The 13,823-nt window shown below is 66.7% G+C and carries 17 protein-coding genes; 9 read left to right on the forward strand and 8 right to left on the reverse strand.

The genetic code is table 11. The annotated features are described in order from the left end of the window. Positions 1-520: 520 nt before the first annotated feature. Complete coding sequence (locus tag ACIPR8_RS06645) at positions 521-832, forward strand: hypothetical protein (RefSeq protein ID WP_446540493.1); 312 nt, start codon at positions 521-523, stop codon at positions 830-832. 115 nt (positions 833-947) lie between these two features. Continuing rightward, entirely contained in the window at positions 948-1,583 is a 636-nt protein-coding gene (locus ACIPR8_RS06650; protein ID WP_446540494.1) for a glutathione S-transferase family protein, read from the forward strand. 54 nt (positions 1,584-1,637) lie between these two features. Here the strand turns inward: ACIPR8_RS06650 and ACIPR8_RS06655 are convergent, their stop codons facing one another. Then, entirely contained in the window at positions 1,638-2,747 is a 1,110-nt protein-coding gene (locus ACIPR8_RS06655) for a sterol desaturase family protein (protein WP_313250888.1), read from the reverse strand. Between the two features lie 175 nt (positions 2,748-2,922). Here ACIPR8_RS06655 and ACIPR8_RS06660 point away from each other — a divergent pair, with 175 nt between their 5' ends. Then, complete coding sequence (locus tag ACIPR8_RS06660; protein WP_446540495.1) at positions 2,923-3,456, forward strand: DsbA family protein; 534 nt, start codon at positions 2,923-2,925, stop codon at positions 3,454-3,456. Between the two features lie 46 nt (positions 3,457-3,502). Here ACIPR8_RS06660 and arsC read toward each other — a convergent pair whose 3' ends face one another. The 3 genes from arsC to ACIPR8_RS06675 all read right to left on the reverse strand — a co-directional run bounded on the left by arsC (position 3,503) and on the right by ACIPR8_RS06675 (position 5,599). After that, entirely contained in the window at positions 3,503-3,853 is a 351-nt protein-coding gene (gene arsC / locus ACIPR8_RS06665; RefSeq protein WP_446540496.1) for an arsenate reductase (glutaredoxin), read from the reverse strand. A 4-nt stretch (positions 3,854-3,857) separates the two neighbouring features. Then, entirely contained in the window at positions 3,858-4,997 is a 1,140-nt protein-coding gene (locus ACIPR8_RS06670) for a phospholipase A (RefSeq protein ID WP_192288439.1), read from the reverse strand. 113 nt (positions 4,998-5,110) lie between these two features. Then, a complete protein-coding gene (locus ACIPR8_RS06675) occupies positions 5,111-5,599 on the reverse strand; it encodes a DUF456 domain-containing protein (protein WP_192288440.1) in 489 nt (162 codons plus the stop codon). Between the two features lie 233 nt (positions 5,600-5,832). On the opposite strand from ACIPR8_RS06675, the gene ACIPR8_RS06680 reads away from it, so the two are divergent. Further along, entirely contained in the window at positions 5,833-6,042 is a 210-nt protein-coding gene (locus ACIPR8_RS06680) for a cold-shock protein (protein ID WP_055944114.1), read from the forward strand. A 76-nt stretch (positions 6,043-6,118) separates the two neighbouring features. Here the strand turns inward: ACIPR8_RS06680 and ACIPR8_RS06685 are convergent, their stop codons facing one another. Next, the gene (locus tag ACIPR8_RS06685) at positions 6,119-6,616 is read right to left on the reverse strand and encodes a glycine zipper 2TM domain-containing protein (RefSeq protein ID WP_446540497.1); all 498 of its coding nucleotides are present in this window, start codon (positions 6,614-6,616) and stop codon (positions 6,119-6,121) included. Positions 6,617-6,733: 117 nt separating this feature from the next. Next, positions 6,734-7,165 carry a cytochrome c gene (locus tag ACIPR8_RS06690; RefSeq protein ID WP_132864173.1) on the reverse strand — a complete coding sequence of 144 codons (432 nt, stop codon included), beginning with the start codon at positions 7,163-7,165 and terminating at the stop codon, positions 6,734-6,736. Positions 7,166-7,246: 81 nt separating this feature from the next. Between ACIPR8_RS06690 and ACIPR8_RS06695 the strand changes: the two genes are divergently transcribed. Beyond that, complete coding sequence (locus ACIPR8_RS06695; RefSeq protein ID WP_446540498.1) at positions 7,247-8,041, forward strand: tRNA threonylcarbamoyladenosine dehydratase; 795 nt, start codon at positions 7,247-7,249, stop codon at positions 8,039-8,041. Between the two features lie 35 nt (positions 8,042-8,076). On the opposite strand, the gene ACIPR8_RS06700 is transcribed toward ACIPR8_RS06695, so the two are convergent. After that, positions 8,077-8,841, reverse strand: a complete 765-nt coding sequence (locus ACIPR8_RS06700; RefSeq protein WP_446540499.1) for a TatD family hydrolase — start codon at positions 8,839-8,841, stop codon at positions 8,077-8,079. A gap of 3 nt (positions 8,842-8,844) precedes the next feature. After that, on the reverse strand, positions 8,845-9,069 hold the full coding sequence (locus ACIPR8_RS06705; protein ID WP_132864170.1) for a DUF6116 family protein: 225 nt from the start codon (positions 9,067-9,069) through the stop codon (positions 8,845-8,847). A 156-nt stretch (positions 9,070-9,225) separates the two neighbouring features. On the opposite strand from ACIPR8_RS06705, the gene ACIPR8_RS06710 reads away from it, so the two are divergent. From ACIPR8_RS06710 to ACIPR8_RS06725, 4 genes are all read left to right on the forward strand, one after another. Next, a complete protein-coding gene (locus ACIPR8_RS06710) occupies positions 9,226-10,053 on the forward strand; it encodes a glycine zipper 2TM domain-containing protein (protein WP_446540500.1) in 828 nt (275 codons plus the stop codon). A gap of 141 nt (positions 10,054-10,194) precedes the next feature. After that, the gene (locus ACIPR8_RS06715) at positions 10,195-10,731 is read left to right on the forward strand and encodes a GNAT family N-acetyltransferase (RefSeq protein ID WP_313250875.1); all 537 of its coding nucleotides are present in this window, start codon (positions 10,195-10,197) and stop codon (positions 10,729-10,731) included. 97 nt (positions 10,732-10,828) lie between these two features. Next, entirely contained in the window at positions 10,829-11,485 is a 657-nt protein-coding gene (locus ACIPR8_RS06720) for a glutathione S-transferase family protein (protein WP_446540501.1), read from the forward strand. A gap of 50 nt (positions 11,486-11,535) precedes the next feature. Continuing rightward, positions 11,536-13,806 (forward strand): thiamine pyrophosphate-dependent enzyme, encoded by a 2,271-nt coding sequence (locus ACIPR8_RS06725; protein WP_313250871.1) that lies wholly within the window; start codon positions 11,536-11,538, stop codon positions 13,804-13,806. Positions 13,807-13,823: the final 17 nt, after the last annotated feature.

A 13,823-nucleotide genomic window follows, 5' to 3' on the forward strand; every position in this document is an offset into this window, starting at 1 on the left:
TGTCACTGGAGATATCGCGATGGCCCGGGCTATGCTCGGGCCATCGTCGTTTTCGGGCACGTTGACTGCCGGTATGACTTGGTCAGGGAGGATGCATGTCGCGAGATCATGGTTGGTGCCATCGTTGGATGTGGCTTGTGGTAGTGGCTTCTGCCGTGGTGGTCACCGGCTGCAGATCCTATGAGGTGGTCATGCCAGAGACAGCCGCAGGGCGGATCTGTGTAGATCAATGTTCGAGCCGCAAGACGCTGTGCATCAGCGATGCCGAAATGCTCGCTCAAAACGAGGCATCCTTGTGTGAGAGCAGGGCTGAGAGGGTCGAACACAAGTGTGAGCGGATTTATGTGCAGGACAAGGATGTCGAGCGTTGCGAGGTCGTCAATGGCGCGGGCTCATTCTGTCCAGGCGTGGTGGCCAGCACCGGGCCATGCGAGGCGTCTTGGCGTAGTTGTGTGGTTGAGTGCGGCGGTCGGGTGATCGAGCGCTGACTGCGGTCACCATTGTCAGGAAGGGAAAAGTCATGCGAGCTTCCATCGTGCTGTCAGGGGTTCTGGCCGCCTTGCTGCTGGGGTGTGGTAGCTACCGGCAGGTGGCACCGAAGGGAGATCCGGCGGCCTGCGTCGACTATTGCCAGAACCGCTACCAGGCCTGCAATGCCAACCCGCGCAGTTTCGGGGATTGCGGCGAGGCGGGCCGGAACAACCAGTGCGACAAGATCACCAACCCGGAGCTGCGTGGTGCCTGCCAGACCTCGCAGGCGTTCTGCCAGAACCGTTCGGCCGCGGCAGTGTGCGGCGAGCGCCTCAACAGCTGCATGGCCGGCTGCCAATAGACCGTAGGAGCGCCTTCAGGCGCGAAGCCGGGAAGGTTTGAATGTGTGCTGGCCTCGCGGCCGAGGTCGCTCCTGCCGAGGCTAGAATGCCGCATCGCCCCTTTGGAAGCTGCCCATGTCCGTCGTGTTGTATGGCTCGCAAAGCACCGCCTCGCTGGTCGTGCATTGGCTGTTGCTCGAACTGGGCATCGAGCACGAACTGCACCAGTTGGACTTCGACCGCCGCGAGCAGAAGTCGGCCGACTACCTGGCGCTGAATCCGGCCGGCCGCGTGCCCACGCTGGTTCTGGACGGGCAGGTGCTGACCGAATCGGCGGCCATCGCCATGCACCTGGCCGATCTGCACCCGCAGGCCGGACTGGCGCCGCTGCCGGGCAGTCCGGCGCGGGGTGATTACTACCGCTGGATCTGCTTCTGCGTGTACACGCTGATGCCGGCCTATCGCGCCTGGTTCTATCCGGATGAGCCGGCCGGTGAGGCCAACGTCGGCGAGGTGAAGCGACGCGCGCGCCTGCAGTTGGAAGCCGCCTGGCAGCAGATGGCCGACCACCTGCAGGCGCATGGTCCCTACGTGCTGGGTGAGCGGGCCAGCGTGGTTGATTTCCTGCTGACCATGCTGATGCGCTGGAGCCGCAACATGCCGCGCCCGACCGACCAGTGGCCGGTGCTGGCCGCGCATGCCGCACGCATGAAGGCGCGCCCGGCATTCACCGAGGTCTACCGCCGCGAGGGCATCACCGACTGGACGTGAGTCGGCGGCGCCCCAACGCCGCCTTCGCGCGACGGCAAGGCGCCAAGCCCGGCTTCAATCCACGAAGTCCTCGTACTTGCGCCCGCCCTGGAACGGCATGAGGTGCTGCTGGATGATCCCCTTCGGCACCGTCTCCAGCTTCATCACGCCGTACTCTTCCGGCCACTGTGCCTGGTCGCGCGGCAGCTTGAAGGTGCCCATCAGCATGTCCACCAACGGCAGGTGGATGGCGTAGTTCACGTCCACGTATTCCTTCTGCCGCGCGTGGTGCCAGTGGTGGTAACGCGGCAGCACCAGCAGGTACTCCAGCCAGCCGAAGCGGATGCCCAGGTTGGCGTGCGCCAGCACGGCCTGCAGGCCGACCAGGATCACGTAGGCGTTCACCGCCGGCGTGGAAAAGCCCAGGACCAGCAGCGGCAGCAGCACCGCGCTGCGCGTCATCACGATCTCGACGATGTGGATGCGCGAGCCGGCCAGCCAGTCCATGTGGCGGCTGGAGTGGTGCACCGCGTGGAAACGCCAGAGCCAGGGAATATTGTGGTACGCGCGATGCAACAGGGCCTGGGCCATGTCGGCCACGAAAACGGCGATCAGGAACTGCGCCCAGACCGGCAGCGACTGGATCAACGCTTTCAATGAGGGAAACGCTGCAAGCCCGGCGATGGTCGAGGTGGAGGCGGTCACCAGGATCAGGATGAACTGCACCAGCACGTGGCTCATGAAGAAGTAGCCCACGTCGGTGCGCCAACCGGGCCGCAGCGGCGACAGCACGCGCTTGCCCAGGTAGCGCTCCAGCGGCACGAACACCAGCGCCGAGAAGAACAGGGACAGCACGAACCAATCCAGGCCGAGCGAATACGGCGTCTGCCCGACCGGGTCGAACTGCACGTTGGTGCCGCCCAGCAGCACCGCGAGGGTGGCCGTGCCCACGCCCAGGGTGGCGATGCGCTTGTTGCGGTCACGCAGGATGGCGAAGGTGCCCATGATGAAGGCCGCCGCCAGCCCGACCAGCAGCAGGTGGCGGGCGAACTGCTCGTTGTAGACGGCGCGGAACTCGCGGCTGGTCAGCAGTTCGGGGAAGTGGAAGCAGGCGACCGCCATCAGGCTCAGCACCCCCAGCAGGGCAGAACCATAGGCGAAGAACGAACGATGCGGTCGGGTCATACACGGACTTCCTGTCGGGCTCGCAGGGATTCTGCCCGCCGTTCCCGGCATGGGAAAGGGGGGCGCCCGGTTTCACGCGGGCTGCGCGGGTCCAGGCGTAGCGTGGCCGGCAGAGCACGCGCCCGGGGTGCCGGGCGATGGTGCGACGCCGTTGATTCCTGTCCGGAGTGAGCCGATGAGTGTGCTGAGTGTTCCGGTAAGTGCGCAGGACCATTACCAGGGGAGGCTGGATGCGCCCGTGGTGCTGGTCGAGTATGCCGATTACCAGTGCCCCTACTGCGGCGAGGCGTTCTCGCTGGTGAAGCGGCTGCAGCAGCGGTTCGGCGACGAGCTTTGCGTGGTGTTCCGCAACTTCCCGCTGGTCCAGTCGCACCCGCAGGCGCTGCCGGCGGCGATCACGGCCGAGTATGCCGCCGCGCAGGGGCAGTTCTGGCCGGCCCACGATGCCCTGTTCCGCAGCCAACAGCAGCTGGGTGAGGTGATCTACCGGGAGCTGATGCGCGAACTGGGCCTGCCGGAGGACGGGCTGGTTGCCGCGATGGAGGATGCCCGCTTCATGCGGCGCATCCAGGATGACATCGATGGCGCCCTGCGCAGTGGCGTCGGCGGCACGCCGACGTTCTTCATCAATGGCCGGCTGTTCCAGCCCAGCAAGAGTTTCGAGGAGCTGTACGACGCGATCGTCGCGGCGAAGTCCGCAGAGCGCTGAATGGCGCGCAGACCGTGGCCGCCGGTGGACGGCCACGCCAGGCGGCTCAGTCGATCAGCTGCAGCACCGTCTCCGGCGGGCGGCACAGGGCGGTGCCCTTGGCGGTGCGCACGATCGGCCGGTTGATCAGGACGGGGTGGGCATGCATGGCCTGGAGCAGCGCCGGCTCGTCGTCCAGCTTGTCGGCAAGGCCCAGCTCGGCATACGCCGCTTCCTTGCTGCGCAGCAGGTCGCGGGCAGGCATGCCCATTTCGGCAAGCAGCGTGCGCAGCTCGGCGATCGAAGGCGGTGTCTCCAGGTAGTTGATCACCTCCACGTCCACGCCGGCTTCCTGCAGCAGGGCCAGCGCGCCACGTGAATTGGAGCAGCGGTTGTTGTGCCAGAGGGTTGCCTTCATTGCCTCAGTACCACTCCAGCAGGGAGACGCCGACGCCGATGTAAGTGGCCCGGTGGTTGTAGTCGATCATGCTCTCGCCATAACCATCGAACACCTGCACGTGGCCGCGCAGCAGGTTGTTGATCGGGAAGCCGTAGTCCACCTGCAGCGAGCCATGCGAGCGGTCGCCGCTGCGCAGCGAGTGGCGGCCGGTGATGGCCAGTTCGTGGCCATTGCGGTTGTACACCAGGGTGGCATCGCCACGGCCGATGTAGTCCTCGATGTCCGGGTTGTTGTCGTCGCGGTCGCCTTCGGGGATGCGGTACCACGGGCGCAGCATCAGGGCCCAGTTCTCGCGGTCCAGGCCGAAGTTGAAGATCACCCGGTTCCAGCTGCGCGACAGCGGGTCGCTGCGGCCGTTGGACTGGTGGTTGAGGCTGATGCCGGTCATGCGGCCGTTCCAGCCCAGCAGCGAATAGCCGTTGCGGAAGGCCAGCATCACTTCCGGTTCGTAGTTGGTCTCGCGGAACGGGCGCGACAGTTCGCTGTTGTAGGCCTGCCAGCGCGAGCTCTGGGTGTAACCGACCCAGATGTCGCCGTTGTCGCCGAACAGGTTCTCGGCCACCTTGGTCTTGAAGCTGAGCTGGAACTTCAGCTCGGTGCTGTTCAGTGCTTCCGGCTCGGTGACCGTGTTGTTGGGGTTGGGCGAGTGCGGCATTTCGTTGGGCTTGCTGCTCCAGAACGCGGGCAGCAGGTACACCGGCTTGTAGGCGCGCAGCTGGAACAGGCCGAGCTTGGAGTCCTTGGCCAGCTCCCAGCGGCTGTCCAGCAGCGAGCCGCGGCCGGCGTTGGCGGCCATTGCCGCCAGCTCGTCGTGGGCGAACAGCTCGTTGCGGCGCGGGTCCTCCTCATCCAGGGCCTTGGCACTGACCTTGGCTTCCTTGCGAGCGGCCTGCGCGGCGTTGGCCGCGGCATCGGCGGCACGGGTGTCGGCCGGAGTGCGCCCCAGCGCGCTGTCGTAGCAGGCCAGGCGCGCGGCGTCGGAGTCCAGCGCGAAGCAGGCCTGTGGCGATGCGGGGGCGGTGAGGGATTCCTGGGCCAGGGCGGGGGCGCTGGCGCTGGCCAGGGCGGTCAGCAGGGCATAGCGAAGGGGCGTGTTCGGCATGGTGGGGTTCCGGTCATGGCAAAGGGCCGGGGACTTCCGCAGCAAAGCGGCATCCGTGCTCCGGCTGACATTGTCGGCGATTGCCCTGTGTAGGGGGAGTCTTGGCCGCGCGCTCAGTTGACGAACCACGCCACCGCGAACACCGCGACCATGGTCATGGCCAGGCCCAGCTTGAAGGCCACGCCCAGTACGATGCCCAGCCAGGTGCCGAGGCCGACCTTGGTGGCCTGGCCCAGCTTGCGCCCGTGCAGGTACTCGCCGCCCAGCGCGCCCAGGAAGGGGCCGACGAACAGGCCGATCGGCATGAAGAACAGGCCGGCCACCGTGCCGACCGCCGAGCCGACCAGCGCCAGGCGGCTGGCGCCCACCTTCTTTGCGCCGATCACCGTCGATATGACGTCGATGATGATGGAAATGACGGTCAAAACGCCAAGCACGACCAACGTGATCCAACCGACCCGTTCGAACCCTTCCGTCCAGGCGGCCACCAGCAGGCCCACGAACACCAGCGGGACCCCGGGCAGCGCGGGCAGGATGATGCCGGCGATGCCGGTCAATACGAGGAGGGCCGCAACCGTATAGAAGATGAATGAATAGTCCATATTGGTTCTGAAAGGGTCCATTGGGGGTTGACTTTAACGGCTTCACCGGGATTGCAATTTGATTTTTCCCGGGTTAAGTTGCAGCCGCTGAGCTTGGCAAGGTCACCGTGAATCGTGGCCTGATGGGTAGATCGCACGATTTGCTGCATCGTTGCACCTCGCTTCCTCCTTGCAATCAGCCGCCTTCCGGGGCGTTCCATCAAACGAGAGAGAGCAACAGGGAGTTAGTCGAGATGTCCGATCGCGAAACCGGTACCGTCAAGTGGTTCAACGATGCCAAGGGCTTTGGCTTCATCAGCCGTGAGAATGGTGAGGATGTGTTCGTGCACTTCCGCGCCATCCAGACCCAGGGCTTCAAGAGCCTGAAGGAAGGCCAGAAGGTCTCCTTCACCGTCGTCCAGGGCCAGAAGGGCCTGCAGGCCGACGCCGTGCAGCCGGTCTGATACAGACAGGCTGGCATGACAAAAGAAAGGCCCGCGCAAGCGGGCCTTTCCTTTTCCGGCGTGGCGGTTGCCAGGATCAGCGCAGTACCACGCGGCCATTGATCACGCGGACGTAGGCATTCTCTGCCACGCCGTTGAGGTTCTTCTGGTTGACCATGATCACGCGGCCGTCGTCCATGCGCACCTGGATGTCATAGGACTCGCCGGTGACGTTCTGCTGGATCTTGTTGCCTGCCAGCGCGCCGGCGGCGGCGCCGGCCACGGCGGCGATGTTCTGGTTGCCCTTGCTGCCGCCGGTGTGGTCGGAGATCTCATGGCCGGCCACGGCGCCGACGATGCCGCCCAGGATCGCGCCGGTCGCCGTCGGTGCGGTGCGGCCGGAGGACACGGCGTTGATGCGGGTGACGATGCCGCAATCGGCGCAGCGGTTCTGGTTGTAGTTGTTGCCACTCCCGTAGCCGCCACCATAGTTGTTGCCACCACCGTTGTAGCCGCCGCCGTAACCGGGCGACGTGGCGCAACCGGCCAGAGCCAGACTGGCAATGGCGCCTGCGGCGATCAACTGAATCTTCATGGTGCTTCTCCTTCGCCAGTGAACAAAAAGGTAAGTGCTTACCCGACGGCGTAGATCCTGTCGTTTCACATGTGAATGGAGGGCCAACCACATGTGAACGCGATATTCACCGATGGATTACTTGAAGTCCTGGTGGCAACTCTTGCAGTCGCTGCCGATCTTCTGGGACAGCGCCGCCAGGCTGGCACAGTCCGCCGCCGGCTTGGCCAGGGCGTCGTTGAGGGTGGCCCGGAAGCGGTTGGCATGCTGCTGGAACCGCTCGTCGTCACGCAGGCCGGGGAAGGCGACTTCCAGGTCGTTGGCCAGGGCGCGCAGGGTCTGCACGCGCGGGGCGGTGTCGTTGATGGTGCAGCGGTTCTGCTTCTGGCTTTCGCCCAGCAGTTGCACCTGCTTGGACATCACCGTCATCAGGCTGTCGGGGAAATGGTCCTGGCGGGCCTGGATGGCACGCATGCCCATCACCGTCGCCACCACGCCGATCAGCAGGCCGGCGATGAGGACATAGAGATAACGGGCAGCCTTGGACGGCTGGCGGACGGGTTCGGACATATGCGTTGGCTCCGGGCTACATGGCATGGTCGTTGTAGGGGTACTGCCCGGCCATTATGCCGTCCCGGCTAAAATGGGCGGATGAAAGAACAACTGCGTGAGCGATTCGCCGGCATCGACCGGCTGTACGGTGCCGGGACCATCGAGCACCTGGCCGGCTGCCGGGTGGCCGTGGTCGGCATGGGCGGGGTGGGGTCCTGGGTGGTCGAGGCGCTGGCGCGCTCGGCGGTCGGGCACCTGAGCCTGATCGACGCCGACGACATCTGCGTGTCCAACACCAACCGGCAGCTGCCCGCGCTGGTGGGCCAGTACGGTCGCAACAAGGCGCTGGCCATGGCCGAGCGCTGCAAGGCGATCAACCCCGACATCGAGGTCGAGGCGGTGGAGTCGTTCCTGACCGGTTCGAACATGGCCGAACTGCTGGACCGCAACTTCGACCTGGTGATCGATGCCTGCGACAGCTTCCGGGTCAAGGTGGAGGCCATTGCCTGGTGCCGCCGCCGCAAGCTGCCGATGATCACCGTCGGCGCGGCCGGCGGACGCACCGACCCGACTCTGGTGCGGGTGCGCGACGTGTCGCGTACCGAGCACGACGCGATGATGGCGCTGATCCGCAAGAAGCTGCGCGCCGAGTTCAATTTCCCGAAGAACCCGCAGCGCTACTTCGGTGTGTCGGCGGTGTACTCGCTGGAGAACGTGAAGTACCCGCAGGCCGACGGCAGCGTGTGCGGCCTGCGCCCGAACCTGGGCCCGGACGAGGCGATGAAGCTGGACTGTGGCGCCGGACTGGGCGCGGCCACCCACATCACCGGGGCATTCGCCTTCGCCGCGGTCGGCAAGGCGCTGGAAGTCCTGCTGAAGAAGAAAGCCACGTAGGAGCCGCTTCGCGAACTTCGCGGCCCGGGCCGCCCCTACGGCAGTCCGAACAGGCGTTGCGCGTTGGCGGTGGTCTGCGCGGCGATTTCTTCCGGCGCCTGTCCGCGCAGCTCGGCGAGGGTTTCCAGGACGCTGGCCAGCCGGGCCGGTTCGTTGCGCTGACCACGGATGCCGGCGTCCGGCTGGTCCGGCGCATCGGTCTCCAGTAGCAGGAACTCCAATGGCATCTGCGCCACCAGCGTGCGCAGGCGGTTGGCGCGGGGATAGGTGAGGGGGCCACCAAGGCCGATCAGGAACCCCAGTTGCCATAACTGGCGGGCCTGTTCCGGGCTGCCGGAAAAGCTGTGGACCACCCCCTGCAGCCCGCCGGTGCGGCGGATGCGCAGGATGACCTCGTCCACCGCGCGGCGGGCGTGCACCACCAGCGGCAGCCGGTGGCGGTGGGCCAGGTCGAGCTGGCCCTGGAAATAGAACCGCTGTGCTTCGGGGTCCAGGTCTTCAACGAAGAAGTCCAGGCCGCATTCGCCGATGGCGCGCGGGGATTCGCGGGTGATCCATTCTTCCAGCTGCTGCAGGTGTTGCGGCCGGTGTTCGGCCAGGAACATCGGGTGCAGCCCATAGGCCGGGAACAGGCCGGGGGCGAGCGTGCAGCTCTGGCGCAGCTTGGGCCAGCTGGCCGCGGTCACCGCCGGCACCACCTGTGCGATCACCCCGGCCGCCTGCGCGCGCGCGATCACCGCCGCGCGGTCGGCGTCAAACGCATCGGCATCGAGGTGACAGTGGCTGTCGACCAGTTGCACGGGTCAGGACTTGCGTGGCGGCAACACCTGCGGCGCGTCGGAGGGGTCCTTGCGTCGCTTCCAGTTGGCCAGCAGCAGCGTACCCAGCCCGAACAGGATCTCGTCCAGGAACGGGATCGGGTCCGGCAGCAGCAACGTGACGAGGAACAGGCCTGCCGTGATCTTGAACAGGGTCGGGTAGCGCAGCTTGCGCGCCCACTCCATAAACGGCGTCAGCATCAGGGACATGGCAAATCCTGTGGTTGGGGAGTACAACAACCGCGATATTGCGGCGTGCCGTGCTTTTTCGATAGGCCGATGCCATTCATGCGGGCCTCTGTTCAGCTTTGGCGTGCTGGAATCCACCCCATATCAAGACGCGGGCCATCCGCAGGGAGCTGAACCATGAAAAGCACGACCACTACTGTTCTGGTTGCCGCCGGCGCCCTGCTGGTGGGTGGCATCGCCACTGCCGCTTTCATGCAGGGGCGCGACAAGGCCACCACGCTGCCGGCCGCGCAGACACCGAACCCGGTGCTGGACAACCAGCCGCTGGCCGATGACGCCGCTGCCAGTTCGCAGGTCGAGGCAGGCGGCAAGCTGGAATACGCCGACGTGCTGAAGGTGGCCCCGGTCACCGAGAAGGAGCGCGTGTACGGCACGGTGACCCGCACCGAGCCAATCAACGAGACCTCGACCACCAGCACCCCGCATGAGGTCTGCAACGACGTGGTGGTGCAGGAGCGGCTGCCCGAGCGCGACGGCAACGTCGGCGGCACCGTGGCGGGCGCGGTGATCGGTGGCCTGCTGGGCAACCAGATCGGCGGCGGCAACGGCAAGAAGGCGGCAACCGCTGCAGGCGCGGTGGCCGGCGGTGTGATCGGCAACCAGGTCGACAAGCGCCACGTGGGCGGCCGTGTGGTCCAGCGCACCGAGCGCCAGTGCCACACCGAGCAGCGCACCGCCGAAAGCAGCCGCGTGACCGGCTACAACGTGACCTACCGCAAGCCCGATGGCAGCACCGGTACGATGCGCATGGACAGCCGTCCGGGTGAGCGCGTGTCGCTGGGCAACAGCGACCGCACGGTCGGCTATGACGTGACCTACCGCTACGAGGGCCAGGAAAAGACCGTGCGGATGGACAACCGCCCGAGCAGCGACCGCCTGCCGGTGCTGGACGGCCAGGTGGTGACGCAGACCGCCGCGGTGGATGGGGGCAGCAGCCGCCAGTAAGCAAGCGTGCTGCACCGAGAGCATCTGGAAGGCCGGCATCTTGCCGGCCTTCCTTGTTTGGAGCCGGACCGCATCGCGCAGGCGACCGATGTCCCGGGCAGGTGTTAGGGTTCCGACCAATCCCGGCAGGAGCCTTGATCCATGAGCATCTTCGATCTGCGTCTGGAAACCGAACGCCTGATCCTGCGCCCACCGGGCCGGCAGGACTTCGAGGCCTTTGCCGCGTTCTGCGCCGACCCGGTGGCCATGCAGCACCTGGGTGGCGTGCAGCCCAAGCCGGTGGCGTGGCGCAGCCTGGCCGGGCTGGTCGGCAGCTGGCAGTTGCTGGGCTACTCGATGTTCTCCGTCATCGAGAAGGACAGCGGGACCTGGATCGGCCGGGTCGGGCCCTGGCAGCCGTACGGCTGGCCCGGCACCGAGGTGGGCTGGAGCATCGTGTCGTCGCACTGGGGACGCGGCTACGCCCCGGAAGCCGCACGCGCGGCCATCGATTGGGCCTTTGATGCGCTGGGCTGGGAGGAGGTGATCCATACCATCGCGCCGGACAACAGCAACTCCCAGCACGTGGCGCGCAAGCTGGGTGCGCGGGTGCTGCGCAATGCCCGACTGCCGCCGCCGCATGAGGTGGACGTGGAGGTTTGGGGGCAGTCGCGGCAGGCCTGGTTGGCGGCACGCTGACCGCCTGCCGATTGCTGCGGTTGCAGCTACCAACCGGCGTCGATTCCGGTCATATTCAATTGCCGCACGCCATCGCGGTGCGGGGAGAATCGACGCTGTGAGTACTGCCGCTGCACTGACGGTTTACGGCATGTCCAGTTCGGGCAACTGCCACAAGGTTCGTTTGCTGCTGGAACAACTGAGCTCCCGCTACCAGTGGAAAGAGGTCGACAGCGCCGGCGGCGATACCCGCACGGCCGAGTTCCTGGCGCTGAACCCGAACGGCAAGGTGCCGGTGGTGCAGCGCAACGATGGTCGCGTGCTTGCCGAATCCAATGCCATCCTGTTCTGGTTGGCCGAAGGCACGCCGTTCCTGCCGACCGATGGCTGGCAACGTGCCCAGGCGCTGTCCTGGATGTTCTTCGAGCAGTACAGCCACGAGCCCTGCATCGCGGTGGCGCGCTTCATCAGTGGCTGGACGCCGGATGACTCGCCGCGCCGTGCCGACCTGCCGCGGCTGCGCGCGCGCGGCCACGAGGCGCTGGCGGTGATGGCCCACCACCTGACCGACCACCAATGGTTCACCGGCGGCGACTACGGCATCGCCGACATTGCCCTGTTCGCCTACACCGCCGTGGCCGAGGACGGAGGCATTTCGCTGTCTTCGTACCCGGCGGTCGAACGCTGGCTGGAGGACGTCCGCCGCCAGCCCGGCTTCGTCGCCATGCCGGTGCCGGACGCCGAGGTCCAGGCGCGCTTCGCCGCGTCGCGCTGATCCCCCCATTTCCCCCCGCAACACCGCCTTGTTTCGTGGAGCCTGTCTGCATGTTCGCTCGTGTACCGAATCCCATCCCGGCCCGGATGAAGGGCCTGAACCGCGCCGAGATCTGCGATACCAACTTCATCGAATTCGTGAACGGCCTGGGCCGTGGGCCGGATGCCGGCCCGCAGGACGCCGCGCCGGTGCTGCCGGGCAGCGCGCTGGATGCGGCCGGCTTCCGTGAGCTGTTCGAGTCACAACTGATCAGCCGCCACCTGGACCTGATGGCGCGCGTGCTGCGCGTGCAGAACAAGGTCTTCTACACGATTGGTTCATCCGGCCACGAGGGCAACGCGATGGTGGCGCGGGCGACGCGGCATACCGATCCGGCCTTCCTGCATTACCGCTCCGGTGGCTTCATGGCCGAGCGCTTCCGCAAGCTGCCCGGCATGGACCCGGTGATGGATTCGGCGTTGTCGTTCGCCGCCAGCAAGGACGACCCGGCCAGCGGCGGCCGCCACAAGGTATGGGGCAGCAAGCCGCTGTGGGTGTTGCCGCAGACCTCGACCATCGCCTCGCACCTGCCCAAGGCGTTGGGCACGGCGATGGCGATCGAGGCCGGCAAGCGGCTGGGCCACGCGCTGCCGATCCCCGATGACAGCATCACCGTGTGCTCGTTCGGCGATGCCTCGGCCAACCATGCCACTGCGCAGACCGCCTTCAACGCCGCGGCGTGGAGCAGCTTCCAGAAGCTGCCGGCCCCGGTGCTGTTCGTCTGCGAGGACAACGGCATCGGCATCTCGGTGAAGACGCCCGAAGGCTGGATCGGCGAGAGCTTCCGCCACCGGCCCGGGCTGGATTACTTCCAGGCCGACGGCCTGGACCTGGCCGGCGGCTACGCCGAGGTGCAGCGTGCGGTGGAGCATTGCCGCCGCACCCGCCGGCCGACCTTCCTGCACCTGCGCACCAACCGCCTGATGGGCCATGCCGGCACCGACTTCGAGATCGAATGGCGGGCCCTGGAGGAACTGTGCGCGGTAGAGGCCGGTGACCCGCTGCTGCGTTCGGCGCAGATCGCGGTGGAATCCGGGTTGATGGACAAGGACGAAGTGCTGGCGCTGTACGAGCACACCCGGCGCCGCTGCTTCGAAGCGGCCGAAGCCGCCGACCAGCGGCCGCGGCTGAAGGCACTGGCTGAGGTGGTTGCACCGCTGGCGCCGTACTCGCCGGCGCGGGTGGTCAAGGAAGCCACCCGCGCCGACTACGCCGAGCGCCGCTTGCAGGTGTTCGGGAGCGAGGCCGCGCTGCCGGAGAACCAGCCGCCCAAGCACCTGGCCATCCAGATCAACCAGGCCCTGCACGACCTGTTCTGCAAGTACCCGGAAACGCTGCTGTTCGGCGAGGATGTGGCGCAGAAGGGCGGCGTCTACACGGTGACCAAGGGCCTGCAGAAGGCATTCGGCCCGCGCCGGGTGTTCAACACGCTGCTGGACGAGACGATGATCCTGGGCATGGCGCAGGGCTTCGCCAACATGGGCATGCTGCCGCTGCCGGAGATCCAGTACCTGGCCTACCTGCACAACGCCATCGACCAGGTGCGTGGCGAAGCCTGCTCGCTGCAGTTCTTCTCCAACGACCAGTACCGCAACCCGATGCTGATCCGCATCGCCGGGCTGGGCTACCAGAAGGGCTTCGGCGGCCACTTCCACAACGACAACTCGATCACCGCCATCCGCGATATCCCCGGGTTGGTGGTGGGCTGCCCGTCGCGCGGCGATGATGCGGCGGCGATGCTGCGCACGCTGGCGGCGCTGGCCAAGGTGGACGGGCGGGTCTGCATCTTCCTGGAGCCGATCGCGCTGTACATGACCAAGGACCTGTACGAGACCGGCGATGGGCAATGGCTGTTCCCGTATCCGGCGCCGGAGCAGGCCATCGCGCTGGGCGAGGGGCGCGCGTATGGCGAAGGCAATGACGACCTGGTGATCTTCACCTATGGCAACGGCGTGCCGATGAGCCTGCGCGCGGCCAGGGCCATCGAACAGGCGCAGGGCTGGAAGGTGCGGGTGCTCGACCTGCGCTGGCTGGTGCCGTTGAACGAAGGCTGGATCGCCGAACAGGCCAAGGGCGCCAAGCGGATCCTGGTGGTCGACGAGGGCCGGCACAGCGCCGGGGTGGGCGAGGGCGTGATCACCGCGTTGGTCGAGGCCGGCCACGGCCAGGTGCCGCTGCGGCGGGTGACCGGTGCCGATACCTACACGCCGTTGGCCGGTGCCGCCCTGCTGGTGCTGCCGGGCGAGGGCGATATCGTCGCCGCGGCCGCGCAACTGGCGTGAGGCACCTGCCATCGCGG

It is taken from the genome of Stenotrophomonas sp. LARHCG68, assembly GCF_052871705.1.